The organism is Sporosarcina siberiensis (assembly GCF_042681925.1).
GTDB classification, from domain to species: domain Bacteria; phylum Bacillota; class Bacilli; order Bacillales_A; family Planococcaceae; genus Sporosarcina; species Sporosarcina siberiensis.
In genome coordinates this window covers 23,579-50,106 of record NZ_JBHUGI010000003.1, presented here as the reverse complement: position 1 = coordinate 50,106, position 26,528 = coordinate 23,579, and the positions used below count along the sequence as shown (strand labels likewise).

Genomic DNA, 26,528 nt, shown 5'->3' with positions numbered 1-26,528 from the left:
GTTGATAGGTCCGGGGTGTAAGCGCGGCGACGTGTGTAGCTGACGGATACTAATTGATCGAGGACTTAACCAATAAAGAAGAATGTACTTTATTCTTCGCTAATAAAGAGGTATGATTGACCTCGATTCGTCGGAAGGATCTAACGATTCTTCCAAAAAAATGTCCGTTTTATCCAGTTTTGAACGAACAAGCAACGTTCATAAAAATAATGCTTGTAATTTTAGAATCACTTGATATAATGAGTAATGTGCTTGAAAAAGAACATTCAAGTCTGGTGGCAATAGCGAAGAGGTCACACCCGTTCCCATCTCGAACACGGTAGTTAAGCTCTTCAGCGCCGATGGTAGTTGGGGGTTCCCCCCTGCAAGAGTAGGACGTTGCCAGGCACTAAAGAAGTTATTACCTTTAATGGTAGTAGCTTTTTTTTTATACATATATATATACTGCTTTAAATACAATTTTAATGACCATAGATGTAAAGAGGAAGTGAAATGAACATTGAGCTATGCGAATCGACCACTTGTTCAGCAGCTTGTTAAGTTTCTGGAAAATAATCCAGCATCACTCCATGTACCAGGACATAAGAATGGAGCTCTATCCGGATTGCCATTGGATTTACGTCTAGCGCTTCGTTATGATTTGACAGAGCTTGAAGGTCTTGACGATCTTCATGAACCCGAAGGGGTTTTAAAGGATGCAATGGAAAGGTTGACCGGGTTTTATGGGTCTAATCGGAGTTTCTTCCTTGTTAATGGTTCAACTGTTGGTAATTTGGCGATGATCTATGCTACGTGTAGCAAGGATGATGTAGTCATTGTGCAGCGAAATGCACATAAGTCGATTTTCCATGCAATTGAATTGACTGGTGCAACAGCTATACTAATCTCACCTCCTTGGGATAGTGAGTCAAGAACAATTGGAACTGTAAGTGCTTCTCAAATTCGTAAGGCAGTTAAAGAGTATCCTGAGACGAAAGCGGTTATTCTTACATATCCTACGTATTATGGTGTAACTGGAAAAGAGTTAGAAGAGGTAATAGTATACTGTCATGGACAGGATATACCCGTGCTTGTAGACGAAGCTCATGGCGCTCATTTTGTTGTAGGGGAACCGTTCCCACAATCGGCACTTGAACTTGGAGCTGACGTTGTCGTGCATTCCGCACACAAAACGCTTCCTGCAATGACAATGGCTTCTTTTCTTCACGTGAAATCCAAATTGGTTAGTTCAGAGCGAGTAGCGCATTATTTAGGTATGTTGCAATCGAGTAGTCCATCCTATCTGTTAATGGCTTCTTTAGATGATGCACGTGCATATGCTGAGTCATTTAATGAAGAAGATAAACTAAACTTTATTAAACAAAGGAAAACATTTATTTTAAATCTAAAAAGTATTCCATATTTAAATGTAATTGAAGTGGATGATCCACTCAAATTACTTATACGTGCAAAGGAGTATTCAGGTTTTGACCTGCAAAAGCTTTTTAATGAAGAAGGGCTTTATTCAGAGCTGGCAGATATGGAACAGGTTCTGTTTATTTTACCGCTTCTTAAAGTCGATATTGAATTTCCTTTTGAGGGAATTTGTACTAAAGTTCGAAGGGCATTTTCTAAGCTTGATAAGTCAATGAAAGTAGATGTATTACAGCAATCAGTTACCATTGATAAAGAGATATCAAAGTTGGATGGTTCATTTAATAAACATAGAAACAATGAATTTACATGGATCGATTTTGAGGATGCAATTGGTGAAATGTTGGCCTATTCAATTATTCCATATCCACCAGGAATCCCACTTATACTTGGTGGGGAAAGGGTAACAAAAAGCCAATTGAATACTCTTGTTGCACTTCATAAAAATGGTGCAAAGTTTCAAGGTGCTATCCGTTGGAATGAAAAACAAATTTTAGTAGTAAATAGAGAGGCGGGGGAATAACATGACAGATAAGGGGTTATTCATTACCTTTGAAGGTCCAGAAGGTGCTGGAAAGACAACTGTAATAAAAGAGTTGTATGACCGACTTAAAAGCGATGGAAGGAAAGTCATCTTAACTCGCGAACCGGGTGGAGTCCCAATAGCGGAAAAAATTCGACATATTATACTTGATAATACACATCAGGAAATGGATGCAAAGACGGAAGCTTTACTTTATGCTGCTGCACGCCGACAACATCTAGTAGAAATAGTGATTCCAGCATTGAATGAAGATACAATCGTTTTATGTGACCGGTTTATTGATAGTTCCTTAGCGTATCAAGGATATGCTAGAGGGCTTGGTATTGAAGAAGTCCTTTCGATCAATCAATTTGCAATTGGTGATACAATGCCTGATTTGACACTGTTTTTTGATATAAAGCCAGAAGATGGTCTTGCAAGAATATCTAATAATAGTGGACGTGAACAAAACAGACTGGACAACGAAAGCATAAACTTCCACAAAAAAGTGTATGAAGGTTATCAATTACTGATTGAACGCTTTCCAAATCGTATTCATACAACGGATGCGAGTCAATCTAAAGATATTGTAAAGGAAAATGTATGGGAAATCATGTCTAAATTCATTTAATATCCAGATACGTGGTATAATAAAGAAAAGTAACCTAAAGGGAGAGATAATCGTGAAATTGATTGTAGCTGTTGTACAAGACCAAGATAGTAACCGGTTGTCCGCTGCGTTAACAAAAAATGATTTTAGAGCAACAAAGTTGGCGAGTACAGGTGGTTTTCTTAGATCCGGGAACACGACCTTTCTAGTAGGTACTGATGAAAGTCTTGTACCAAAAGCGCTTGAATTGATACGTGAAAATTGTCGTTCAAGAGATCAGATGGTTGCCCCTGTATCTCCAATGGGTGGAAATGCGGATTCATATATTCCATACCCAGTTGAAGTTGAAGTCGGAGGAGCAACGGTATTCGTTCTTCCAATTGAACATTTTCATCATTTTTAATGATTGGAATGAAGTCTAATGAAAGTCAATAGTGACTACCGAACTGGTCTTGATAAAATTAGGAATGAGCATCTACAAAATTCACGTAGTGGAGACCAGTTTGGGAAAATGGTTGAAAAACAGGCTCAAAAGCTCCATGGTGAGCAAGTTCCCCGACTATTAGGCGATATATCTACTGCCTCAGATCGCATTGCAAGATCTAGAAACCTTCGTGATATGGCTAAATTTAAAATGCTCGTTCGCCGCTTTATGAAAGAAGCCGTTGAATCAGGTATGGGGTTAAAACAATCACATACATGGAATCAGTTTGGTGAAGGACGACGACTGAAGATTGTAGAAACAGTCGATGTTTTGTTAATTGAATTGGCTGAGGATTTATTGAATGAAGAAAAGACCTCAATCGATTTATTAGATAAAATCGGAGAAATTAAAGGGCTTCTTATTAACTTATATATGTAAACCCGTGTTTTCTGTCACTTAGAAACACGGGCTTTTTTGAAATAGGAGGGACAGTATAATGGCACCGGAAGAGCAAGATATACTTATTAAAAATCAGAAGGTTGTTATTACACGACTCTCATCTAGTTTTAAAAATAACCGGATAGGACATGCATACTTGTTTGACGGTAAAAATGGAACAGGAAAAGAAGCTACGGCGCTGTTTTTTGCAAAGCTTCTCCTTTGTAAAAGTCCTGTCGAATATGTTCCATGTGAAACATGTAGTTCTTGTCGAAGGGTGTCTACTGGGAATCACCCCAATATAACTTTGATACATCCCGATGGCCAAAACATAAAGAAAGAACAAATATCCGAACTTATTTTCAGTATGACTAGAAAAGGGTACGAATCCGGGAGGAAGATTTATATAATTAAATCTGCGGATCGGATGAATAACGCAGCTGCAAATACTTTGCTTAAGTTTCTGGAGGAACCGGAGGGCGATGTAACAGCAATTCTACTTACGGATTCTTATCAATCACTTCTTCCAACAATTCAGTCGCGTTGTCAACGCATATCATTCCTTCCTCCATCCCGTGATGTAATGATAAATGAACTTATAGAAACAGGACTTACAATGTCAATGGCAGCAACAGTTACAATGATAACGTCCAATAATAATGAAGCTTTATTGCTTGCCAACGATGAACAATTTGCACAGGTACGAAAAACAGTGTTAAAATTAGTAGAAGCATCAGAAACAAATGTCCATGAAGCACTTTTGTTTATTCAAACAAACTGGTTGCAAGTTATTAAAGAAAAGGAAGACGTTGATCTTGGACTTGATTTGCTTTTATACGTTTACCGAGACATTGTAACGTTGAAAGCTGGATTGGATTCGACATTAACTTTCCCAGACCAAAAAGATTCTTTCAAAGGTCTTGCAATGAGGATGACGTATGGCCGACTCTCTGCGATAATGGAAGCGGTGCTACAATCTAAACGGCATCTGAACAGTAATATGAATCGCACGCTTCTAATGGAACAATTGGTGCTCAACATGCAGGAGGGGTTACTTGTTGTATAAAGTAGTAGGAGTCCGCTTTAAAAAGGCGGGTAAAATATATTATTTCGATCCACGTGATTATGAACTTGAAGAAGGCAATTATGTAATTGTTGAAACAGCTAGAGGAGTCGAGTATGGAAAAGTTGTTATTCGTGCCAGAGATGTTGATGAAAACGATATAGTGTTACCTTTGAAAAAAGTAGTTCGTCCTGCCACACCGGCTGATTTAGAAAGAGTCGAAGAGAACAACAGCGAAGCCATGCGGGCTTTTGAAACAGGCGTTGAGAAAATCGAAGAACATAAACTCGAAATGAAACTCGTTGATGTAGAGTATACATTCGATAGGAATAAGATTGTCTTTTATTTCACGGCCGAGGGAAGAGTAGATTTCCGAAACCTTGTTAAGGATCTTGCTTCGATTTTTAGAACGCGTATTGAATTACGTCAAATAGGAGTTCGAGATGAAGCAAAAATGCTTGGTGGTATTGGCCCTTGCGGTAGAATGCTTTGTTGCTCTACATTTTTGGGTGATTTCGAACCCGTTTCGATTAAGATGGCAAAAGATCAGAATCTATCTCTAAATCCATCTAAAATATCTGGCCTATGTGGCCGTTTAATGTGTTGTTTAAAGTATGAAAACGACGATTATGAGCAAGCAAAAGCACTTATGCCAGATGTTGGTACTAAGATTGATACACCTGAGGGAGTTGGAAGAGTTGTTGGTTTAAACCTTCTAGAACGACTGCTTCAAGTTAGTTTGGTTGACCAAGATCTTGTCCTTGAATATACCTTAGAGGAAATAATGAATCCAGAAAATAATATGGCTCATTTGATAAAATGATGGGGTGAGAAAGTTGAAAGAAAGGAATTTTTTAGACAGAGTGATGAAGTTTGAACAAGAGCTTGAAGCCATGCATAAGCAATTCCGTGAATTGATAGGATTCGTCGCAGGAATGACGGAGGAAAACTATTCGCTTCAACTCGAAAATCATCATCTGCGTAAAAGGCTAGAAGAAATCGATTTAGAATTGCAACAACCGGCGAAGAAACAACAACTTGAAAGAAAGGGACAGACAATTGATGTTGGTGAGGGTGTCGACAATTTGGCGCGCCTCTATAATGAAGGGTTTCATGTTTGTAATGTTCATTATGGTAGTGCTCGTAAAGGTGAAGACTGTCTATTTTGTCTGTCTTTCTTAAATAAACAAAATGTGTAATTAAAGCCGACCCTATTGTGATGTAGGCATCGGCTTTTTTTCTTTTGATAGGAGTGATTGTATGAAAGAATTATTGATTGATGATGAACGATTGGATTATTTGTTGGCTGAAAACTTAAGAATTATTCAAAGTCCCTCTGTGTTCTCCTTTTCTCTAGATGCGGTACTATTAGCTAAGTTCGCCTATTTACCACTTCGAGCAGGGAAAGTTGTAGATCTTTGTGCAGGTAATGGAGCAATTCCACTTTTTTTAAGTGCTAGAACAAAAGCAGAGATTACTGCAGTTGAATTACAGGAACGATTAGCCGACATGGCGGATAGAAGCATCCGTTACAATAACTTAGAACATCAAATTCGAATACTAAATGACGATGTTATTGGCATTGCTGCAAAAATCGGTTATGAATCCTATGATACAGTGACTTGTAATCCCCCCTATTTTTTAGCTCATGAAGCAAGTGAAAAAAATTTAAAAGAACATGTAGCCATTGCGAGACATGAAATTCATCTAACACTTGAACAAGCAATTCAATCCGCAAGTGAGTTGTTGAAACAAGGTGGGAAAGCAGCATTTGTACATCGCCCTGGCCGACTATTGGATATTGTTACCGCAATGAGAGCAAATCGAATCGAGCCAAAACGAATTCAGTTTGTTTATCCAAAAGAAGGGAAGGATGCAAACACACTACTTATAGAAGGTACGAAAGACGGTAAGCCTGACTTGAAGATATTGCCACCACTATACGTATACGGTCCTAACGGTGAATATACGGAAGAAGTGAGGCTGTTACTTTATGGACACAATAACTAATCATCTGTTTTATGTACTTGAATGCAATGATGGATCTTACTATGCAGGGTATACAAATAATTTAGAACGAAGAGTTCGTGTACATAATGAAGGTAAGGGTGCAAAATATACTCGTGCTAAACTCCCCGTGCACTGCATCTATCACGAAAAACATGAGACACAACGTCAAGCCATGCAAGCCGAATATAGGTTTAAACAATTAAAACGAAGTGAGAAGGAAATTTATATCGCGAAGGGGCCTGGTAAGGATGAAGTCGCAAAAGAGTGCTGAAGTTAATGGCGGAAAGTTGTTTCTTGTTGGGACACCAATCGGGAATCTAGAAGATATGACGTATCGAGCCATTCGGATAATGAAAGAAGTAGATGTGATAGCGGCTGAAGACACCAGAAATACAATTAAACTATGCAATCATTTTGAAATAAAAACTCCGCTAACTAGTTATCATGAACATAATATACTGATAGGTGGAGACAAAATACTAGCACTACTTAATGAAGGGAAAAGCGTCGCACTTGTTAGTGATGCTGGAATGCCTTGTATATCAGATCCGGGCGCAGATATTGTTTCAAAAGCGATTATTGCCGGGTATGATGTTGTCCCAGTTCCGGGTGCAAATGCTGCGATCAGTGCACTTGTTGCCTCAGGGCTTATACCACAACCATTTCTTTTTTATGGATTTTTATCTCGCAATAAAAAAGAAAGAAGTACTCAGTTGGACATGTTGAAAATGAGGGAAGAAACAATTATCTTTTATGAAGCACCACATAGATTAAAGGAAACGATACGAGCGCTGAATGAAATACTTGGAAGTTCCAGACGTGTTGTTCTCGCTAGGGAGCTAACGAAACGTTTTGAAGAGTTTTTACGTGGAACGCTTGAAGAAGCCTTAGTTTGGGTAGAATCTAACGAACTAAGAGGAGAGTTTTGCATTGTTCTTGAAGGGGACGATGGATTGGAAATAGAAGAGAAAGTAGCTTGGTGGCAAGATCTTTCCCTTAGAGATCATGTAATTGAATTGATGGATAGAAAAGGAATACGATCAAAAGAGGCAATTCGTGAGGTTTCACTTGAACGCGGTTTGAGTCGTCGTGATGTTTATAAAGAGTATCATGTCGAATCGGATTAAAAAATGAAACAAAAAAATCCAGAACGTATTTCAGCTCCGGATTACTCTTTAGTTTTTTAATCTTTCTTGAATTTCTTGAATTAATTGTTCAGCACCTTCTGGACTCAAAATTAACTTACCGTCGATTAAACGTAAATTATCATCTGAGACATCTCCAGTAATTGAACATGTCATATTGGGCATATATTTTTTCAAAATAATTTTATCTTCATCTACGTAAATTTCTAATGCATCTTTTTGAGCAATTCCAAGTGTACGGCGTAATTCGATCGGAATAACAACGCGTCCAAGTTCGTCTACTTTTCTTACAATACCAGTTGATTTCATGATACCGATCTCCTTTCAATTATAGTTTTCAAAAGAATGTGACATGTTGCATTCGTCTCATTTATCATACCAAGTCTTCCAATTAACGTCAATAAAATAATCTTGAAATTATGATGATAATAATGATTTTAGTAGAGTTAATTTGTATGTGTTCGATTAAAATTGCGAATACTTCTAGTGTCAACTGAGGTATTTCATTGTATCGTTCTTGTATTTTCGATAGAATAGAAACTATATATACTTATATTGGAGGAGTTTTTGTGGCTGAACCGAAGAAAACATATTATATTACGACACCAATTTATTACCCAAGTGGAAAATTCCATATTGGGACTGCTTATACTACAGTAGCTTCCGACGCAATGGCCCGTTACAAACGGCTACGTGGATATGATGTACGTTTTCTTACTGGAATGGATGAACACGGACAGAAGATACAAGAAAAAGCAGATGAAGCAGGTTTACCACCACAGGAATACGTAGATGGAATTGCAGATGTAGCGAAAAAAGTGTGGAAGCTTATGGATATTTCCTATGATGATTTTATTCGAACAACGGAAGAGCGTCACAAGGTCGGTGTTGAGAAAATTTTTCAGAAATTTCTCGATAATGGTGATATTTATAAAGGCGAATATGAAGGTTGGCATTGTACACCTTGTGAGTCTTATTTTAGCGAACTTCAGCTTGATGATGGGAATTGTCCGGACTGTGGTCGCCCCGTTCAAAGAATTAAAGAAGAGTCGTATTTCTTTAATATGAAAAAATATGCGGATCGATTGTTGAAATATTATGAGGACAATCCTACGTTCATTGAACCTGAGTCACGTAAAAATGAAATGATTAATAACTTTATTAAACCAGGTCTTGAAGACTTATCTGTTTCTCGGATGTCGTTTGACTGGGGAATTAAAGTGCCGGGAAATGCAAAACACGTAATATATGTTTGGGTTGACGCATTGACAAACTATATAAATGCACTCGGATATGAGTCTTCGGATGATTCATTATTCAATAAGTATTGGCCTGCAGATGTTCATGTTGTCGGAAAAGATATTGTTCGTTTCCATACGATATATTGGCCAATATTCCTAATGGCGCTTGACTTGCCTTTGCCGAAAAAAGTGTTTGCACATGGTTTTATTATGATGAAAGATGGTAAAATGTCGAAATCTAAAGGCAATGTTGTTTATCCTGAAATGCTTGTCGAACGTTTTGGACTTGATGCGACACGTTACTTTTTACTACGCGAGTTACCATTCGGTCAGGACGGAGTTTTCTCTCCGGAAACATTTGTTGAGAGAACAAATTACGATCTTGCAAATGACTTAGGAAATTTATTGAACAGAACCATATCGATGATCAATAAATACTTTGATGGTAATATTCCATCTGAAGGACTTGTCCCAACCGAATATGATGAAAGTTTGCGGAACTTTATTACTGAAACTGTGGAAAAGTATGAGTCTTCTATGGAGGAGATGCAGTTTAGCACAGTTCTAGGTGAACTTTGGGCATTGATATCGAGAACAAACAAATATATTGATGAAACATCACCTTGGGTACTCGCAAGAGAAGAAGCAGATAAAGGAAAGCTTGCTTCAGTTATGGTACATCTTGCAAATTCATTACGTCATATTGCAGTATTATTACAGCCGTTCATGACAAAATCTCCAATCCAAATCGTTTCACAATTAGGACTTGATGAAAGCTTACTTGGTTGGGATACACTTTGCGATTTCAATGCAATTCCAGAAGGTACAAAAGTAATTGAAAAGGGAGTACCCATCTTCCCGCGACTAGACCCTGAAGTTGAAATCGTTTATATACGAGACCAAATGGCGATATCAGCACCGGATGAGGTAGAACCAGTTGAAGTTCCTGAACCAACAATGGATGAAATTGCAATAGAGGACTTCATGAAGGTAGATCTACGTGTTGCAACAGTTCTTGCATGTGAGAAAATACCAAAGGCAGATAAACTACTAAAACTGCAATTGGATTTGGGTTATGAAAAGCGTCAAGTAGTATCAGGAATTGCAGAATATTATGAGCCTGAAGCCCTTATTGGCCAGAAAGTAATCGTTGTTGCAAACTTAAAACCTGTTAAATTACGCGGAGAGCTATCACAAGGAATGATTCTAGCCGGAAAATCAGACGGCATTTTAAAAATCACCTCCGTAGACCAAGCCCTAAAAAACGGATCACAAGTGAAATAAAAAAGCGGAAGGAGCCGTTCAGATGCGACAGGCATAAGGCAGTTTACGATGAGGCGTACTCCAGCCTCCTCGTAAATAGACTTATGACCCCGAGCGTCTGGCTCCTGGAGACTAGACAAATAGAAAAGCGGAAGGAGCCGTTCAGATGCGACAGGCATAAGGCAGTTTACGATGAGGCGTACTCCAGCCTCCTCGTAAATAGACTTATGACCCGAGCGTCTGGCTCCGTTACAAGAGGTTAAAGCAGCGTCCCTCATGGAAACGTTGCTTTTTCTGTTTAAAGTAATAAGTGAATAAGGAACAATGGAATAAGGGATACTGATTTGAATATTCCAACAAGACTTTGAAATGTAATCAAACCGTAATACAACTGTAAGGAAAGTAACAAAGAATTAAAATACAATGAAGTAGCTGTGAGGAGTGGGAGTTTGTATATTGATACTCATGTTCATTTAAACGCGGACCAATATGAAGCGGATCTTGATGAAGTAATTGCACGTGCTTTGAAAGCAGGTGTAACTAAAATGATCGTCGTTGGTTTTGACCGAAAAACAATAAATAAAGCAATGGAACTTATAGAAGAATATCCATTCATATATGCAGTAATTGGGTGGCACCCAGTAGACGCAATCGATTGTACAGAAGAGGATTTAACATGGATTGAATCTCTTACTGTTCATCCTAAAGTGGTAGGCATTGGTGAGACAGGGCTTGATTATCATTGGGAAAAGTCGCCAAAAGCTGTTCAGCAAGAATTGTTTAGAAAACAAATTAAATTAGCTCAAAAAGTGAATTTGCCGATAATCATTCATAATCGCGATGCAACAGCTGATGTTGTTCGCATTTTGAAGGAAGAAAATGCCGAGAAAACGGGTGGAATAATGCACTGTTTTGGCGGTAGTGTAGAAACGGCAAAAGAATGCATTAACATGAATTTTTTTATTTCTCTTGGAGGTCCTGTAACATTTAAAAATGCGAAGACACCGAAGGAAGTCGCGACAAAAATTCCACTAAAACACTTATTAATTGAAACAGATGCCCCATACTTAGCACCACATCCTTATCGTGGAAAAAGAAATGAGCCTGCTCTTGTAACGTTGGTAGCAGAAGAGATTGCGAGACTTAAAGAACTAACTGTTGAGGAGGTTGCGAGGGTAACAACCGAGAATGCTTTAAATATTTATAAAATCGAATGTTTAAAAGACTGATATAGTAGCTATACTTTGTGTGGAGAGTTTGCTTCCTTAATTTGTTAAATTTCAAGTTCACAAGAGTTGACACTCTGAAAAGTAACCTATATAATCACACGAGTGATGAAGGAGGAATTTTTTTCATGTCAAATAGACCCATGAAAAGTCTGTTCTTTAGTTCATTGAGGAGTAAAGAAGTTGCGGTTACAGTCTTAGCGTTTATATTGTTTTTTACTGTAATTACACTCGTTTTCTATGAAGGAACAAAAAAGTCAATCACATTAGATGTGAATGGCGAAGAACTAGAAATCAAGACGCACGCACATACAGTAGCAGATCTATTATCCGAACAGGATATAGATATCGCAAAAGAAGATTTAATAAAACCCTCAGTGAATACATCAATCGTGGATGGTATATCGATTCGATGGGAACAATCTAGGCAAGTTTCAATACTCGTTGATAAGGATAACAAATCCATATGGACGACGAAAAGTACGGTTAATGAAGTGCTTGAAGAAGCCGGTATTGTGGTAGGCGAACACGACGAAGTAATACCGTCACTTAACGAGGAACTAGCAGACACGGATTCAATTACCGTTCTTAAAGCGTATGAAGTAACGCTGAATGACGGTGGGAAAGAAAAGAAATATTGGACGACTTCGACTACGGTCGCTGACTTTTTAAAGAAAAAAGATATTCAATTGAGCGATTTAGACCGGTTGGAAGCATATGAACAAGAACTTGTTATGCCGAATTCTACAGTCAAGATTGTACGAGTCGAAAAGGTCACCGATGTAGTGGAAGAACCTGCGAACTATGCAGTTGAAACTAGAAGCGATTCATCTTTACTCAAGGGGCGAGAGAAAGTTGTCCAAGATGGAGAGAATGGTAAAGTTTCACGTAAGTTCGAGGTGCTCAAAGAGAACGGAAAAGAAGTCTCACGTAAAATGGTCGAAGAGACAACAATTAAGCAACCAAAGAAGAAAATTGTAGCAATTGGAACAAAGGTTTTGGTTGCGAGTGCTTCTACAACCAAATCAAAGGGTGCAGTTGGTGTATCACGTAATAACTCTGCAGCGCCTTCTGGTGGAAAAGAGTTTTATGTAACAGCAACAGCTTATACAGCACATTGTAATGGTTGTTCAGGAATTACAGCAACGGGAATCAATTTACGTTCAAATCCTAATTTAAAAGTGATTGCAGTCGATCCGAGTGTAATTCCATTAGGGTCTAAAGTGTGGGTTGAAGGCTATGGTTATGCAGTAGCAGGAGATACAGGCGGTGCCATAAAAGGTATGAAAATTGATCTTCATGTTCCTACAAAAGCGGTTGCCTATAAGTTCGGTAGACGACAAGTGAAAATAAAAGTCATCAATTAATATGCATCCACAGGACTTATAACGGTCCTGTGGATTTTTATGTTTAATTAGAGGCTCTTCTGTACAAGGCTTTATGTAGAGAGTAGAATTACTTTAACTGCATTCAACAGAGGCGGATGATTCGAGTTTTCAATTACTTTACATAATAGGTTGAGTGGGAACTTGAACGTAATTAAATCTGGCCGTAATTAATATAATTGAATGGAAAGAGGATTTATAATGAATGTACAAGAAGTAATCGTCGTAGAAGGAAAGTCAGATACAATAGCTATAAAACGTGCGACAAATGCAGATACAATTGAAACAAATGGTTCAGCAATTGATGAAAAGACACTTATTCGCATACAACACGCTCAGGAAACGCGTGGCGTCATCGTATTCACTGATCCGGACTATCCGGGCAGAAGAATCCGTGCGATTATTGAACAGCGTGTAGCGGGCGTAAAGCATGCTTTTTTAGAAAAAAAGAAAACGATCGCAAAAAACGGTAAAAAAGTGGGTATTGAACACGCAAAAGACGAAGATATTCGAGAGGCAATTCGTTCGGTCTATACAATTGATCATCTACCGACTATTGATATACCACTTGCATATTTAATCGAGGCTAAGCTTATTGGACACCCAGAGGCTAGAAAAAGACGTGGGCTATTGAGTGAAATGTTGCGTATTGGTCAAGTTAATGGAAAAGGTTTAAAAAAACGTCTTGAGATGTTTCGCATTGACAAAGATCGTTTAGGCGAAGCACTAAAAGTGCTTGACGAGGAGGAAATTTAAAATGAATAAAGATATTGCAACACCAGTCAGGACGAATGAGATTCTTAAAAAGCATGGATTTGCTTTTAAAAAGAGCCTTGGACAAAACTTCCTAATTGACCCAAATGTATTGAGAAATATTGTCTCCCATGCCGGTTTGACTAAGCAGACCGGTGTTATTGAAATAGGTCCCGGAATTGGTGCACTTACAGAACATCTTGCAAGAGGAGCTGGAAAGGTTGTAGCGTTTGAAATTGATAATCGTTTACTCCCAGTTCTAGAAGATACACTTTCCCCGTATGATAATATAACAGTCATCCATCAAGACATTCTCAAGGTCGACCTGTTACAAGTAATGGAGGAACATTTCGCAGATTACGATGATGTGGTTGTAGTTGCCAATCTTCCTTACTATGTAACAACGCCAATCATCATGAAATTTTTGCTCGATAAAGTACCGATATCAGGCATGATTATTATGATGCAAAAAGAAGTGGCAGATCGCATTACAGCAAAACCGGGAACGAAAGCATATGGCTCTTTGTCAATTGCAATCCAATATTATATGGATGCCGATGTTGCAATGATTGTTCCAAAAACCGTTTTCATTCCACAACCAAATGTAGAATCAGCAGTTTTGCGCTTGATAAGAAAAGAAGAACTACCAGCTGAAGTGATTGATGAAAGCTTTCTTTTTGAAGTTTCAAGAGGATCATTTGTTCAACGACGCAAAACAATATTTAATAATTTACAGTCCTCTTTGCAGAATGGAAAGTTAAGAAAAGAAGAAATTTTGAAAGCTTTAGAAAGAGCTAGTATTGATCCAACCAGGCGCGGAGAGACTTTATCGATTAAAGAGTTCGCACTGTTGTCAAACGAATTATATGGAGAGTTTTTTGTAGCGAAAAAGAATGACAATTACTAGTCATATTTATAAAAGAGTTCACATTTTTTGTGAAAAGGTATTGACAAATGCAAAGTGTTATTGTTAAAATGTCGGTTTTTATTGACAAAATTTTTTGAATGTGTTATGCTTATTCTCAGTGAGGTGTAAGCGACATGCCAAAAACATTAGCGGATATAAAAAAGTCATTGGATTCTCATCTCGGGAAACGTTTGCATTTGAAAGTGAACGGTGGCCGGCGTCGAACAATCGAAAGAGCCGGAGTTCTAAGTGAAACGTATCGTGCTGTTTTTGTTGTTGAACTTGATCAAGAAGAGAACGCGTTCGAAAGAGTATCTTACAGCTATGCAGACATTTTGACTGATGCAGTTGAAATAACAATTCTTGATGGTGCAGATCATACTGCGTTTATAATCAAGTAATACTAGTTCTTATAAATTAATGATTTTGACTCAAGCACTTTTCTTTGGCAACCAGAAATGGAATGCCTAAAGGATAAGTGTTTTTTCTTTGTATTGACTCATACTATCTAAGTCAGTCAAAGAGGAGGAAAACCGAATGGCGAAAAAACGTATAATGTCCGAAAGCTTAAAAGAAGAGATTGCGAAAGAGCTTGGATTTTATGATGTTGTTCAACGTGAAGGTTGGGGAGGTATAAAAGCACGTGATGCCGGTAATATGGTGAAGCATGCATTAGAAATGGCTGAACGTGGTCACGCTAAAGGTAAATAGTCTTTTTAAAAAGACCCTAGTCCACTAACTGACTGACAAAAGAACAAAGATTGTCTCAAATCATTTATTAGTGATTTTGAGACAGTCCTTGTCTTAGTTATTAAACTAATAACGTCTATTATAGAAAATATAAAGGTGTTCATGAAAATCAACGTGCAAAATACAACACCTATGGTAAAATAGGGAACTAAGACGTTCTATAAATGGAGGGAGCCGGATGCTTTACGAGAAAGCGCCTGCAAAGATTAATTTAACACTCGATGTTCTACATAAACGTTTGGATGGCTTCCACGAAGTAGAGATGGTCATGACGACGGTAGATTTAGCTGATCGAGTATGGATTCGTGCAATAGAAGGCGGACAAATAAAAATTAAGTCTTCTGTACAATTTGTTCCAACGGATCGGAAAAATTTGGCTTACCAGGCGGCTGATTTGATTCGAACAACGTATGGTATTAAACAGGGAGTAGAAATAACTCTTGAAAAAAGAATTCCTGTAGCTGCTGGTCTTGCTGGAGGTAGTTCGGATGCGGCTGCAACATTACGAGGTTTGAATAAACTTTGGAAATTAGGGCTCGGAGCAGACCGGCTTGCTGAACTTGGTGCTCAAATTGGTTCGGATGTACCTTTTTGTGTATATGGTGGAACTGCGCTTGCCACCGGTCGTGGTGAAGTGATACAGAAAATATCGGCACCACCAAATTGTTGGGTTATCCTTGCGAAACCTGTACTGTCTGTTTCAACGGGTTCAATATTTAAGAACTTAGATTTAACTTCTGTACAACATCCTAATACAAAAGATATGTTAGAGGCTTTAAAAACAGGGGATTACAAAGGAATGTGCCGTTCGGTTGGTAATGTACTTGAACCGGTTACAATGGATCTCTACCCTGAGGTTACTGTACTTAAAGAACAAATGATCAAGTTTGGGGCGGATACGGTCCAAATGAGTGGCAGCGGGCCTACAGTTTTCGGACTCGTTGAACACGAGTCTAGAGTACCCAGAATTTATAATGGATTGAAGGGGTTCTGTCGAGAAGTCTATGCTGTTCGAATGCTTGGTGAACGTCATTTGTTTGATTAAACACGTATAATCATGTTAAAATACTGATAAAACATTCGTGTTTAGGAGTTGATCGTATGAAGTGGAAAAGAAGTGAACGATTAGTAGACATGACTCGATATCTACTAGAGTCTCCGCATGAACTTATCCCTCTCACTAAATTCTCTGAACGTTATGAATCTGCAAAGTCCTCTATTAGTGAAGACTTGACGATTATAAAAGCAACGTTTGAAGAAACAGGTGCTGGTAAACTTGTTACTGTTACGGGTGCAGCAGGAGGCGTTAAGTTTATACCGAAAATGGGTGACTTAGAAGTTCGTGAAGTAATTTCACTTCTTATGGATGAACTCGGTCATTCAGATAGACTTCTGCCGGGTGGATACTTGTTCATGGCAGATCTTCTGGGCAATCCCTATATTATGGATTGTGTAGGGAAAGTTTTTGCATCTAGATTTTCAGATACAGAGATTGATGTCATCATGACTGTTGCAACAAAAGGAATCCCAATTGCACATGCAATTGCTCGTCATTTAAATGTACCTGTTGTAATTGTTCGCCGGGATAGCAAGGTAACAGAAGGTTCTACAGTTAGTATAAATTATGTTTCCGGTTCAACTAGACGTATCCAAACTATGATGTTGTCAAAAAGAAGTATGAAAAGTGGACAGAAGGTACTTATTACAGACGACTTCATGAAGGCTGGTGGTACAATGGTGGGGATGAAGCATCTTCTTGAAGAGTTTGGGTGTGAACTAGCTGGAACAGCAGTACTTGTTGAAGCAGAGCATCATGAAGAAGTGATTCTTGACAACTATTCATCACTCGTAAAGCTTCTATCGGTAAATGAAAAAAATCGTACAATTGTTTTAAGCGAAGGAAATTACTTTTTGGAAGGTGGAAAATAATATGAATTTCATAGAAACAGAAAACGCGGCAAAAGCGGTTGGTCCTTATTCACAAGCGGTAAGCGTGAATGGTTTTGTGTATACATCGGGTCAAATCCCCCTAACGGCAGAAGGCTTGCTCGTGGATGGTACAATTGAAGATCAGACGAATGTGGTATTTGCAAATCTTAAAGGAGTTCTAGAAGCTGCTGGTTCTTCCCTGGACCAGGTTGTTAAAGCAACGGTGTTCATTACGGATATGAACGACTTTGCAAAGATAAACGACGTATATGCTAAGCACTTCGGCGAGCACAAACCTGCACGTTCATGTGTTGAGGTTAGTAAACTTCCAAAGGGTGTTAACGTAGAAATCGAAGTAATTGCCTTATCAAATAAATAATAAAGATATGCTTGAGGGCCCACAATCTTAACTGATGTGGGTCCTTTTTCATTTTTTTAAATATTGTGCCTACTAAAGAAGGGAAATCATTACTTTTGCTGAATATAGTGTTTATGCATTGTAAGTAGAAGGAGTGATAGCCGGATGGAAGTTACAGACGTAAGACCAAGGAGGGTGGAAACCGAAGGAAGGATGAGAACAATGGCGTTTATCACTTGTGGAGCTTCTATCGGTAAATGAAAAGAATCGTACAAATGTTTTAATTGAAGGAAATTACATTTTGGAAGGTGGAAAATAGTATGAATCTCATAGAAATTAAAAATGCGGAAAAATCAGTTGGTCCTTATTCAAAAGCGGTATGTGCGAATGGTTTTGTGTATACATCGGGTCAAATCCCCCTAACAGCAGAAGGCTTGCTCGTGGATGGTACAATTGAAGATCAGACGGATGTAGTGTTTGCAAATCTTAAAGAAGTTCTAGAAGCCGCTGGTTCTTCCCTAGACCGGGTTGTTAAAGCAACGGTGTTCATTACGGATATGAATGACTTTGCAAAAATAAATGAGATATATACTAAGCACTTCGGTGAGCACAAACCTGCACGTTCATGTGTAGAGGTTAGCAAGCTTGCAATGGGTGTTAACGTAGAAATCGAAGTAATTGCCTTGTCAAATAAATAATAAAGGTATGCTGAGGGTCCACAATCTTAACTGATGTGGGTCCTTTTCCATTCTTTTAAATATTGTGCCTACTAAAGAAGGAAAATCATTACTTTTGTGGAATATAGTATTTATGCATTGTAAGCAGAAGGAGTGATAGTCGGATGGAAGTTACAGACGTAAGGCTTAGGAGGGTGGAAACCGAAGGAAGGATGAGAGCGATTGCATCGATTACATTCAATGATGAGTTTGTCGTTCATGATATACGTGTAATCGATGGAGATGAAGGATTTTTCGTCGCAATGCCAAGCAAGCGAACTCCTGATGGTGAATTTCGTGATATTGCCCATCCAATTAAATCCAGTGCTCGGATGAAGATTCAAAAAGCGGTACTCGATGCGTATCATCTATCATTAGAAGAAAGTATTGTACTTGAAGGTGCAGTAGTATAATAGGTCAATCAAGGTTTCATCTGCACGTGTAAAAAAACTGCCTTAGTTTCAGGGCAGTTTTTATTTTGTAGAAAAATCGACGTACTTTATAGAATGCCTTCAAGGAGTGAAAGCATTCGCAAGAAATATATAAAATAATAGAATATAATGAAGTTGTCAAGGGGTACCTGGTTGAAAAAAAGGTGAATTTCAGCTATAGTCAATATGAAAACTATAGTAGGGATTGAACTCCGTCCCTCATTGATGGGGGGCTAGTTTATGACGAATACATATGCCATCGTCCTTGCTGCAGGACAAGGTACTAGAATGCAGTCAGATTTATATAAAGTACTTCATCCGGTGTGCGGGAAATCGATGGTTGCACATGTAATAGATAACATTCGGATTCTTGGAGCTGATCGTATCGTGACAGTTGTAGGTCATGGTGCGGAAATGGTTGAGGAAACGCTTGGAGATAAAAGTGATTATGTTCTTCAAGATAAGCAACTAGGGACGGCACACGCTGTTCAGCAGGCTGAACGTCTTATCGGTGACCTGTCAGGTACAACGCTCGTAGTTTGTGGCGATACACCACTCATTCGGCCAGAAACAATGCAAGCACTTATTGAGCATCATAATAAGTTGGGTGCAAAAGCAACAATACTTACAGCAATTGCCGATGATCCTACCGGGTACGGTCGTATTATTCGCGGGGAAGATGGTCAAGTTCTTCGTAATGTGGAACAAAAAGATGCAACACTTGAAGAGCAAAAAGTAATTGAAATCAACACGGGTACGTATTGCTTTGATAACAGAGCACTATTTGCATCACTTCAAAAAGTGAAAAATGATAACTCACAAGGTGAATACTATTTACCCGACGTAGTAGGGATTTTACGGTCCGAAGAAGCGCTTGTTTCTGCATATGTCACGGAAGACTTTAGTGAAACACTAGGCATCAACGATCGAGTTGTTCTGTCCAAAGCAGAAACCGTTATGCGACACCGTATTGCAGAAAAGCATATGCGGAATGGAGTTACAATTACAAACCCCGAAAACACGTATATAAGTGCTGATGCCGTTATTGGTCAAGATACAACACTTCTACCCGGCACGATGGTTGAAGGAAAAACGATAATTGGTAAAAAGTGCATGATAGGTCCGAATAGTCAAATTGTAGACAGTTTGATTGGTGAGGGTTCAACAGTACACTCATCGGTTATCCTATCCAGTGAGATTGGGAACAACACTGCTGTTGGACCGTTTGCACATGTTCGTCCTGATTCCATTCTTGGAAACGACGTGAAGGTTGGCAACTTTGTTGAGGTTAAGAAGTCGAATATCGGTGATGGTAGTAAAGCGTCACACCTAAGCTATATAGGTGACGCAAATGTTGGCTCTGGTGTTAACATAGGATGTGGCACGATTGTAGTCAATTACGATGGTAAGCAAAAGCATTTAACAACAATTGAAGACAATGCATTTATAGGATGCAACTCCAATTTAATAGCACCAGTTTCTATTGGAAAAGGTGCGTTTATTGCGGCAGGATCAACCATATCAAAAAATGTGCCTGAAAACGCACTTGCGATAGCTCGAGCACGTCAGGAAAATAAAGAAGATTACGCAACAATACTAAAACTCAAATAAACAGGGGGACCATGATGACTAATCATTATCCGAATGATAAACTTAAGATATTCTCTTTGAATTCCAACGAACCGCTTGCGATGGAAGTGGCAGAACAGATCGGGCGTCCGCTCGGTAAATCATCTGTCAAACGTTTCAGTGATGGAGAGGTCCAAATCAATATCGAAGAAAGTATCCGTGGTTGTGATGTGTTTGTAATTCAATCTACATCAAACCCTGTAAATGAAAACCTGATGGAACTGCTTATAATGCTTGATGCATTGAAGCGTGCATCAGCACGAACTATAAATGTTGTTATGCCGTATTACGGGTATGCACGTCAGGATCGTAAAGCTCGTTCTCGTGAGCCGATTACTGCAAAACTTGTGGCAGATTTACTTACTACAGCGGGAGCACATCGTGTAATCGCCATTGATTTACACGCTCCACAAATACAAGGCTTTTTCAATATACCGATTGATCATCTTGTAGCTGAACCTCTTTTAACCGACTATTTCCTTCAAAAAGGTTTTAGTGGTGACGAGTTGGTAATTGTATCCCCTGACCATGGTGGCGTAACACGTGCACGAAAAATGGCAGATCGAATGAAAGCTCCAATTGCTATTATTGATAAGCGTCGTCCACGTCCAAATGTTGCAGAAGTAATGAGTATTGTTGGGAAGGTCGATGGTAAGATTGCAATTCTTATCGATGATATTATTGATACAGCTGGGACAATAACAGTTGCTGCAAATGCTCTTATAGAAAGTGGAGCAAAAGAAGTGTATGCTTGCTGTACACATCCAGTTCTGTCTGGTCCTGCGATTGAACGCATTGATAATTCTAAAATCAAAGAGCTTGTCATTACAAATACAATCATATTATCTCCGGATAAACATTCGGACAAAATTAAGCAAGTTTCTATTGCTAATTTATTGGGCAATGCAATAGTCCGCGTCTTTGAAGAAAAGTCGGTAAGTACACTCTTCGATTGACAAATAGGTCATTTATGGCGTATCCTATAGAGTATTCAAAATTAGTATAATAAACTGACCACGAAAGGTGATAAAATAAAATGAGTACTACAATTCAAGCAAAAATTAGAGAAAAAGCTCAACAATCTAAATTAACAGATATGAGAAGTGAGGGTTTCGTACCTGCAGTAGTTTATGGTTACAAAACTGAGGCACTTACAATTACTGTAGACAGCCGCGACTTGTTGAAAACACTTCGTGTAACTGGTCGTAATGGTGTTATGAAATTAGTAGTTGATGACAAAGAGATTAATGTTGTCTTAAATGATTATCAAGCTGATCCTTTAAAAGGCGATATTCTACATGCAGACTTCCTTGCAATTAACATGACTGAAGAACTTGAAGTAGATGTTCATATAAACCTTGTTGGAGAATCAGTCGGCGTTAAAGCAGGCGGCGTTGTTCAACAGCCAAACTGGGAATTGAAAATCAAAGTCAAACCTTCAGATATTCCTGAAGGAATTGATGTTGATATTACAGAATTGGAAATTGGTGAAACAATTACAGTTGCTGATATTCGTGAAAAGTCTAAATATGAGATCTTAAACGAAGATGAATTTATTCTTGTATTACTCTCTGCTCCACGTACAGAAGAGGAAATGGAAGAACTAGATGCTGAAACTGCTGATGCAAGTGTAGACCCAGAAGTTATCGGTGAAGTAAAAGAAGAAGAAAAATAATAGTATACATGGCGTACGGGTCTACCGTACGCCTTTTTTCTCTTTTCTCTTTATCTGATAAATGTTCAGACTAACGCAAAAAGGAAGATAAGAATGACGAAAATGATAATTGGTCTAGGTAATCCGGGTAAACAATATGAGAATACCCGCCATAATGTAGGATTTCGTGTTGTTGATGAACTTTGTGAGCGTTTTAATGCGCCAGCGATGCAATCTAAATTTAATGGAATGTACACGATTCTCCATCGACCGGAGGGGAAAGTAATACTTGTTAAACCTCTTACATACATGAACCTGTCTGGCGAGTGTGTACGGCCGTTAATGGAGTATTATGAGATTGATACGGATGATATTGTCGTTATTTATGATGATTTAGATCTTTCTCCCGGCAGTATTCGGTTGCGTCAAAAAGGAAGTGCAGGAGGCCATAACGGCATGAAGTCATTACTTGCACATCTTGGCACGGATAAGTTTAATAGAATTAGAATAGGTGTCGGAAGGCCAGTAAGCGGCATAAAAGTGTCAGACTATGTTCTATCACCATTTAACAAGGAAGAGGCTCCAGTAATAACAGAAGTTATTAAAAAAAGCGCTTCTGCTTGTGAGGCTTGGCTTGAAAAGCCTTTTATTGATGTTATGAACAATTTTAATGGCATTTAGGAATAACGAGTGATCATCTAGCCTATACTTTGATAAAAAGGGGCAGATCATTAGATGGCTATTCGTTATAAATGTCGGCATTGCGATACAGAAATCGGTTCACTACCCTTCGAATCTGCCAAGGAGACATTGCAAATGCTCCAGAGGATGGATGAGACGGAAGAAGAACGGTTTTTAACGTATGAAAAGGGTGGGGCAGTGACAGTGCGTTGCATTTGTGAGCATTGTGAACAATCACTTGAAAAGTTTCCAAACTATTATACGCTTCGTAAATGGCTTCAATAAGACACACGCTTTGGTGCTGATTAGCATTCAAAGCTTTTTCTGTTTCTGTTTATAAATGTACTTACTATCATAATTACTAAACGAAAGAAGGATGTAATACTTTGGAATCGCTCGTTGATTTACTTTTACAAGAAGATGAGATTAGTGAACTTGTTGGAGACTTAAAGAATGGTAAGGATCAACAACTCATTGCGGGTTTATCAGGTGGTGCAAAGCCGGTTTTCTTCAAGGCTCTCCAAAAGTCATTGCAACAGCCATTTCTAATTGTTTCGCCAAACTTACTTCAGGCCCAACGTACATATGAAGACCTTGTAAAAATGCTCGGTGAATCGAATGTCCATCTCTATCCGGCAGAAGAGCTTATCGCGGCAGATTTTTCATTTTCTAGTTATGAACTTAGGGCGCAGCGTATCGAAACAATAGATCACATGGCACGTGTTGGAAAAGGTGTTTATATTACCCCGATTGCTGGTATGAAAAAGCTGTTGCCAAGTAAAGAAAACTGGTTGGAAAATCGTTTATCAGCAAAAGTGGGAGATACAATAAACATCGGAGAGTGGTTGGAGAAACTAGTTGGAATGAGTTACACGCGACAACCAATGGTCACAGCACCCGGTGAATTTGCTTTACGCGGTGGAATTTTAGATCTTTATCCACTGTATCTGGAAGATCCAATACGAATCGAGTTATTTGACACAGAAATTGATTCTATTCGAACATTTTCTGCTGATGACCAACGCTCAATTGAAAAGCTGGATTCAATTTCAATCCTACCTGCGTCTGAATTTGTGTTGACCTTCGACAATATGTTGACGATTGCCGAAAGACTTGAAAGTGAACTCGGTAAAAGTTTGAAAAAGGTCAAGAACGAAGAAACGAAAGAACGTTTGACTATAAATATTTCTAATGATATCAATCTAATGAAAAGCGGTTCCGTGCCAGAAAATGTATTAAAATATGTATCCTTTTTGGAGGAAAAATCATCCTCGCTTGAATCTTACTTTCCATCTGACGGCATTGTAGTATTCGATGAAATTGGTCGAATCGCTGAAGTTATTAACGCATTGGAAAAGGAAGAGGAAGAGTGGTTTGTCTCGCTGCTTGAAGAGGGTAAAATCGTTCACAATGCAAAAGCTTCTTTTTCTTTCGATGAACTCAATAAAATGCTCACACATCGTAAAATTTACTTGTCTTTATTTATACGTACAATACCTGGAATTGTCGTTAAAAAAGCCATAACATTTTCGTGCAAACCTATGCAACAATTTCAAGGTCAAATGAGTTTGTTGAAAAACGAGATGGACCGATGGCTTAAGAACGACTGCAGCGTCATGGTTATCGCTAATGGAAAAGAACGTATGAATGATGTACAAGTAATTCTCCAAGACTATGATATGGAATCTACGATTTCAGATAGGGCATCTGGTGTTGGAGGTCTTTTTATTGTTGATGGTGACTTATCTGCAGGATTTGAACTTCCTTTTCAAAAACTTGTAGTGATTACAGATGCTGAATTATTCAAAGGGAAAGTAAAGAGAAAGTCCCGTCCTCAAAAGATGTCTAATGCGGAGAGAATTAAAAGTTATTCTGAAATAAAACCTGGAGACTATATCGTTCACGCACATCATGGAATTGGACGATTTGTTGGAGTGGAAACACTTGAGGTGAATGGAAACCATAAGGATTATCTCCATATACGTTATAGCGCAGAAGATAAGTTATTCGTACCAGCAGATCAAATCGATCTGATTCAAAAATATGTGGCTTCCGGAGAAAAGGAACCCAAGTTACATAAACTTGGAGGAGTTGCTTGGAAGCGAACAAAGAGTAAGGTTACCGCTGCGGTTAAAGATATTGCAGAAGACCTAATCAAGTTATATGCCGAAAGAGAACTGGAAAAAGGGCATGCCTTTGCGGAAGATGATGATATGCAAATGGCTTTCGAAAATGCTTTTCCATACGATGAAACTGAAGATCAACTTCGATCCATTATAGAAATTAAGCAGGATATGGAAAAGATACGTCCTATGGATAGATTACTTTGTGGAGATGTAGGTTATGGGAAAACGGAAGTTGCTTTGCGAGCGGCGTTTAAAGCTGTAGCAGACGGAAAACAGGTTGCAATTCTTGTGCCTACAACAATTTTAGCTCAGCAACATTTTGAAACAATGAAAGAGAGATTTGCGGGTTTCCCAGTTGAGATTGCATTGCTCAATCGTTTTAGAACGAAAAAACAACAAACAGAGTCTTTAAAAGGTCTTAAGGCGGGAACTATAGATGTCATTGTTGGGACGCACCGGCTACTTTCGAAAGATGTTGCTTACTACGATCTCGGCCTTCTGGTGGTAGATGAAGAGCAACGATTTGGTGTGACGCACAAAGAACGATTAAAGCAATTGAAAACAAATGTTGATGTTTTAACACTGACAGCTACGCCAATTCCACGAACTTTGCATATGTCCATGCTTGGTGTTCGTGATTTGTCAATCATTGAAACACCACCTGCTAATCGATTTCCAGTCCAAACATATGTAATGGAACATAACTTCTCACTTGTTCGTGAAGCGATTGAACGGGAAATGGGACGTGGAGGTCAAACATTCTATTTATATAATCGTGTAGAAGATATGACGCGTCGTGTCGATGAAATAAAACAGTTAGTTCCTGAAGCACGCGTGGGGTTTGCGCATGGTCAAATGAGAGAATCCGAGCTCGAATCAATTATTTTGAGCTTTCTTGAAGGTGAATATGATGTTCTAGTAACAACAACCATTATTGAAACAGGTATAGACATTCCAAACGTCAACACTTTAATCGTTCATGATGCAGACCGTATGGGGTTATCGCAACTCTACCAGCTCCGTGGACGTGTTGGACGTTCAAATCGTGTTGCGTATGCATACTTCCTTTATCAACGTGACAAGGTGCTTACAGAGGTTGCAGAAAGCCGACTCCAAGCCATAAAAGAATTTACGGAACTTGGATCTGGATTTAAAATTGCAATGCGTGACTTATCCATTCGTGGTGCGGGTAATCTTCTCGGTTCCCAACAACATGGATTTATAGATTCAGTAGGTTTCGATCTGTACTCACAAATGTTGCAAGAAGCTGTCGAGGAAAGTCAATCTGGTGTTGTTAAATCAGAAATTCCAGATATAGAGATCTCGCTTTCAATAGATGCCTATTTACCAGATGAATACATTCGAGATGGGTTCCAAAAAATTCAAATGTATAAACGAGTGAAAGCGATCGATAGTGAAGAGGACTATTTCGAATTGGTCGATGAGATGACGGATCGATTTGGGGATATGCCTCTTGAAGCAGACCTACTTCTTCGAGTGGCTCGTATGAAAGTTTGGGGACGTTTCGCAGGAGTAGAATCTATTAAAAAGCAAAAAACTAAAATTGAAATTCGCTTATCACCTGAAGGAACTGCACAGTCAGATGGTGCAAAGCTTGTTACTGAATCGATGGCATTTGGTCGAGCTGTTGGCTTTTCAATGGAAAACAATCGACTTGTTTTAACTGTCGATGAACGACACACTGGGAACAAAACAGGTTTTGATATTTTAGAAGGAATGATGAAATTACTTCCTACATCTGTTAAGGAAACAACTTCTTTTGATTCCGTCTAAAGGAGTTGTTGCATATTTTGCCCACTAATGAAGCATACTAAGTCCGCAAAGAAGTACGA

General features: G+C 38.7%; 29 protein-coding genes and 1 rRNA gene. 29 read left to right on the top strand and 1 reads right to left on the bottom strand.

Annotated elements, in window-relative coordinates:
* Window positions 1-271: 271 nt before the first annotated feature.
* From rrf to rsmI, 11 genes are all read left to right on the top strand, one after another.
* Window positions 272-387: ribosomal RNA gene (gene rrf, locus ACFSFY_RS01440) — 5S ribosomal RNA — on the top strand.
* 112 nt (window positions 388-499) lie between these two features.
* Window positions 500-1,936 carry an aminotransferase class I/II-fold pyridoxal phosphate-dependent enzyme gene (locus ACFSFY_RS01435; protein ID WP_381535398.1) on the top strand — a complete coding sequence of 479 codons (1,437 nt, stop codon included), beginning with the start codon at window positions 500-502 and terminating at the stop codon, window positions 1,934-1,936.
* Between the two features lies 1 nt (window position 1,937).
* A complete protein-coding gene (gene tmk / locus ACFSFY_RS01430) occupies window positions 1,938-2,567 on the top strand; it encodes a dTMP kinase (RefSeq protein WP_381535397.1) in 630 nt (209 codons plus the stop codon).
* A 52-nt stretch (window positions 2,568-2,619) separates the two neighbouring features.
* Window positions 2,620-2,949, top strand: a complete 330-nt coding sequence (locus tag ACFSFY_RS01425; RefSeq protein ID WP_381535396.1) for a cyclic-di-AMP receptor — start codon at window positions 2,620-2,622, stop codon at window positions 2,947-2,949.
* Between the two features lie 18 nt (window positions 2,950-2,967).
* On the top strand, window positions 2,968-3,408 hold the full coding sequence (locus ACFSFY_RS01420; RefSeq protein ID WP_381535395.1) for a YaaR family protein: 441 nt from the start codon (window positions 2,968-2,970) through the stop codon (window positions 3,406-3,408).
* Between the two features lie 58 nt (window positions 3,409-3,466).
* A complete protein-coding gene (gene holB, locus ACFSFY_RS01415) occupies window positions 3,467-4,474 on the top strand; it encodes a DNA polymerase III subunit delta' (protein WP_381535394.1) in 1,008 nt (335 codons plus the stop codon).
* The gene (locus ACFSFY_RS01410) at window positions 4,467-5,294 is read left to right on the top strand and encodes a PSP1 domain-containing protein (RefSeq protein ID WP_381535393.1); all 828 of its coding nucleotides are present in this window, start codon (window positions 4,467-4,469) and stop codon (window positions 5,292-5,294) included. Before holB ends, ACFSFY_RS01410 begins: the two co-directional genes overlap by 8 nt.
* Window positions 5,295-5,307: 13 nt before the next feature.
* Window positions 5,308-5,670 carry a DNA replication initiation control protein YabA gene (gene yabA, locus ACFSFY_RS01405; protein ID WP_381535392.1) on the top strand — a complete coding sequence of 121 codons (363 nt, stop codon included), beginning with the start codon at window positions 5,308-5,310 and terminating at the stop codon, window positions 5,668-5,670.
* A 61-nt stretch (window positions 5,671-5,731) separates the two neighbouring features.
* Entirely contained in the window at window positions 5,732-6,481 is a 750-nt protein-coding gene (locus ACFSFY_RS01400; protein ID WP_381535391.1) for a tRNA1(Val) (adenine(37)-N6)-methyltransferase, read from the top strand.
* Window positions 6,465-6,752: a GIY-YIG nuclease family protein gene (locus ACFSFY_RS01395; protein WP_381535390.1), complete on the top strand. Its 288-nt coding sequence runs from the start codon at window positions 6,465-6,467 to the stop codon at window positions 6,750-6,752. Before ACFSFY_RS01400 ends, ACFSFY_RS01395 begins: the two co-directional genes overlap by 17 nt.
* Window positions 6,730-7,608 carry a 16S rRNA (cytidine(1402)-2'-O)-methyltransferase gene (rsmI, locus tag ACFSFY_RS01390; RefSeq protein WP_381535389.1) on the top strand — a complete coding sequence of 293 codons (879 nt, stop codon included), beginning with the start codon at window positions 6,730-6,732 and terminating at the stop codon, window positions 7,606-7,608. Before ACFSFY_RS01395 ends, rsmI begins: the two co-directional genes overlap by 23 nt.
* Before the next feature lie 48 nt (window positions 7,609-7,656).
* Here the strand turns inward: rsmI and ACFSFY_RS01385 are convergent, their stop codons facing one another.
* Window positions 7,657-7,935 (bottom strand): AbrB/MazE/SpoVT family DNA-binding domain-containing protein, encoded by a 279-nt coding sequence (locus ACFSFY_RS01385; protein ID WP_381535388.1) that lies wholly within the window; start codon window positions 7,933-7,935, stop codon window positions 7,657-7,659.
* 260 nt (window positions 7,936-8,195) lie between these two features.
* Here ACFSFY_RS01385 and metG point away from each other — a divergent pair, with 260 nt between their 5' ends.
* The 18 genes from metG (at window position 8,196) to mfd (ending at window position 26,469) form a co-directional block, all read left to right on the top strand.
* Window positions 8,196-10,151, top strand: a complete 1,956-nt coding sequence (gene metG / locus ACFSFY_RS01380; protein WP_381535387.1) for a methionine--tRNA ligase — start codon at window positions 8,196-8,198, stop codon at window positions 10,149-10,151.
* A gap of 428 nt (window positions 10,152-10,579) precedes the next feature.
* Window positions 10,580-11,359, top strand: a complete 780-nt coding sequence (locus ACFSFY_RS01375) for a TatD family hydrolase (protein ID WP_381535386.1) — start codon at window positions 10,580-10,582, stop codon at window positions 11,357-11,359.
* A 125-nt stretch (window positions 11,360-11,484) separates the two neighbouring features.
* Window positions 11,485-12,723 (top strand): ubiquitin-like domain-containing protein, encoded by a 1,239-nt coding sequence (locus ACFSFY_RS01370; protein ID WP_381535385.1) that lies wholly within the window; start codon window positions 11,485-11,487, stop codon window positions 12,721-12,723.
* 219 nt (window positions 12,724-12,942) lie between these two features.
* Window positions 12,943-13,497, top strand: a complete 555-nt coding sequence (gene rnmV, locus ACFSFY_RS01365; protein ID WP_381535384.1) for a ribonuclease M5 — start codon at window positions 12,943-12,945, stop codon at window positions 13,495-13,497.
* A 1-nt stretch (window position 13,498) separates the two neighbouring features.
* The gene (gene rsmA / locus ACFSFY_RS01360; protein ID WP_381535383.1) at window positions 13,499-14,401 is read left to right on the top strand and encodes a 16S rRNA (adenine(1518)-N(6)/adenine(1519)-N(6))-dimethyltransferase RsmA; all 903 of its coding nucleotides are present in this window, start codon (window positions 13,499-13,501) and stop codon (window positions 14,399-14,401) included.
* A gap of 134 nt (window positions 14,402-14,535) precedes the next feature.
* Window positions 14,536-14,802, top strand: coding sequence for a biofilm formation stimulator Veg (gene veg / locus ACFSFY_RS01355; RefSeq protein ID WP_381535382.1), 267 nt, complete (start codon window positions 14,536-14,538; stop codon window positions 14,800-14,802).
* A 136-nt stretch (window positions 14,803-14,938) separates the two neighbouring features.
* Window positions 14,939-15,112, top strand: coding sequence for a small, acid-soluble spore protein, alpha/beta type (locus ACFSFY_RS01350; RefSeq protein WP_381535381.1), 174 nt, complete (start codon window positions 14,939-14,941; stop codon window positions 15,110-15,112).
* Window positions 15,113-15,329: 217 nt separating this feature from the next.
* The gene (ispE, locus tag ACFSFY_RS01345; protein ID WP_381535380.1) at window positions 15,330-16,196 is read left to right on the top strand and encodes a 4-(cytidine 5'-diphospho)-2-C-methyl-D-erythritol kinase; all 867 of its coding nucleotides are present in this window, start codon (window positions 15,330-15,332) and stop codon (window positions 16,194-16,196) included.
* A gap of 56 nt (window positions 16,197-16,252) precedes the next feature.
* Entirely contained in the window at window positions 16,253-17,080 is an 828-nt protein-coding gene (purR, locus tag ACFSFY_RS01340; protein WP_381535379.1) for a pur operon repressor, read from the top strand.
* Window position 17,081: 1 nt separating this feature from the next.
* Window positions 17,082-17,459, top strand: a complete 378-nt coding sequence (locus ACFSFY_RS01335; protein WP_381535378.1) for a RidA family protein — start codon at window positions 17,082-17,084, stop codon at window positions 17,457-17,459.
* A 299-nt stretch (window positions 17,460-17,758) separates the two neighbouring features.
* Window positions 17,759-18,136 carry a RidA family protein gene (locus ACFSFY_RS01330; protein ID WP_381535377.1) on the top strand — a complete coding sequence of 126 codons (378 nt, stop codon included), beginning with the start codon at window positions 17,759-17,761 and terminating at the stop codon, window positions 18,134-18,136.
* Window positions 18,137-18,279: 143 nt separating this feature from the next.
* Window positions 18,280-18,567, top strand: coding sequence for a septation regulator SpoVG (spoVG, locus tag ACFSFY_RS01325; RefSeq protein ID WP_381535376.1), 288 nt, complete (start codon window positions 18,280-18,282; stop codon window positions 18,565-18,567).
* A gap of 258 nt (window positions 18,568-18,825) precedes the next feature.
* On the top strand, window positions 18,826-20,196 hold the full coding sequence (gene glmU, locus ACFSFY_RS01320) for a bifunctional UDP-N-acetylglucosamine diphosphorylase/glucosamine-1-phosphate N-acetyltransferase GlmU (RefSeq protein WP_381535375.1): 1,371 nt from the start codon (window positions 18,826-18,828) through the stop codon (window positions 20,194-20,196).
* A 14-nt stretch (window positions 20,197-20,210) separates the two neighbouring features.
* Window positions 20,211-21,170, top strand: coding sequence for a ribose-phosphate diphosphokinase (locus ACFSFY_RS01315; RefSeq protein ID WP_381535374.1), 960 nt, complete (start codon window positions 20,211-20,213; stop codon window positions 21,168-21,170).
* Window positions 21,171-21,250: 80 nt separating this feature from the next.
* Window positions 21,251-21,889: a 50S ribosomal protein L25/general stress protein Ctc gene (locus ACFSFY_RS01310; RefSeq protein WP_381535373.1), complete on the top strand. Its 639-nt coding sequence runs from the start codon at window positions 21,251-21,253 to the stop codon at window positions 21,887-21,889.
* A gap of 93 nt (window positions 21,890-21,982) precedes the next feature.
* The gene (gene pth / locus ACFSFY_RS01305; protein ID WP_381535372.1) at window positions 21,983-22,549 is read left to right on the top strand and encodes an aminoacyl-tRNA hydrolase; all 567 of its coding nucleotides are present in this window, start codon (window positions 21,983-21,985) and stop codon (window positions 22,547-22,549) included.
* 54 nt (window positions 22,550-22,603) lie between these two features.
* A complete protein-coding gene (locus ACFSFY_RS01300; protein WP_381535371.1) occupies window positions 22,604-22,834 on the top strand; it encodes an anti-sigma-F factor Fin in 231 nt (76 codons plus the stop codon).
* A gap of 101 nt (window positions 22,835-22,935) precedes the next feature.
* Window positions 22,936-26,469 (top strand): transcription-repair coupling factor, encoded by a 3,534-nt coding sequence (gene mfd / locus ACFSFY_RS01295; protein WP_381535370.1) that lies wholly within the window; start codon window positions 22,936-22,938, stop codon window positions 26,467-26,469.
* The last annotated feature ends 59 nt before the right edge of the window (window positions 26,470-26,528 follow it).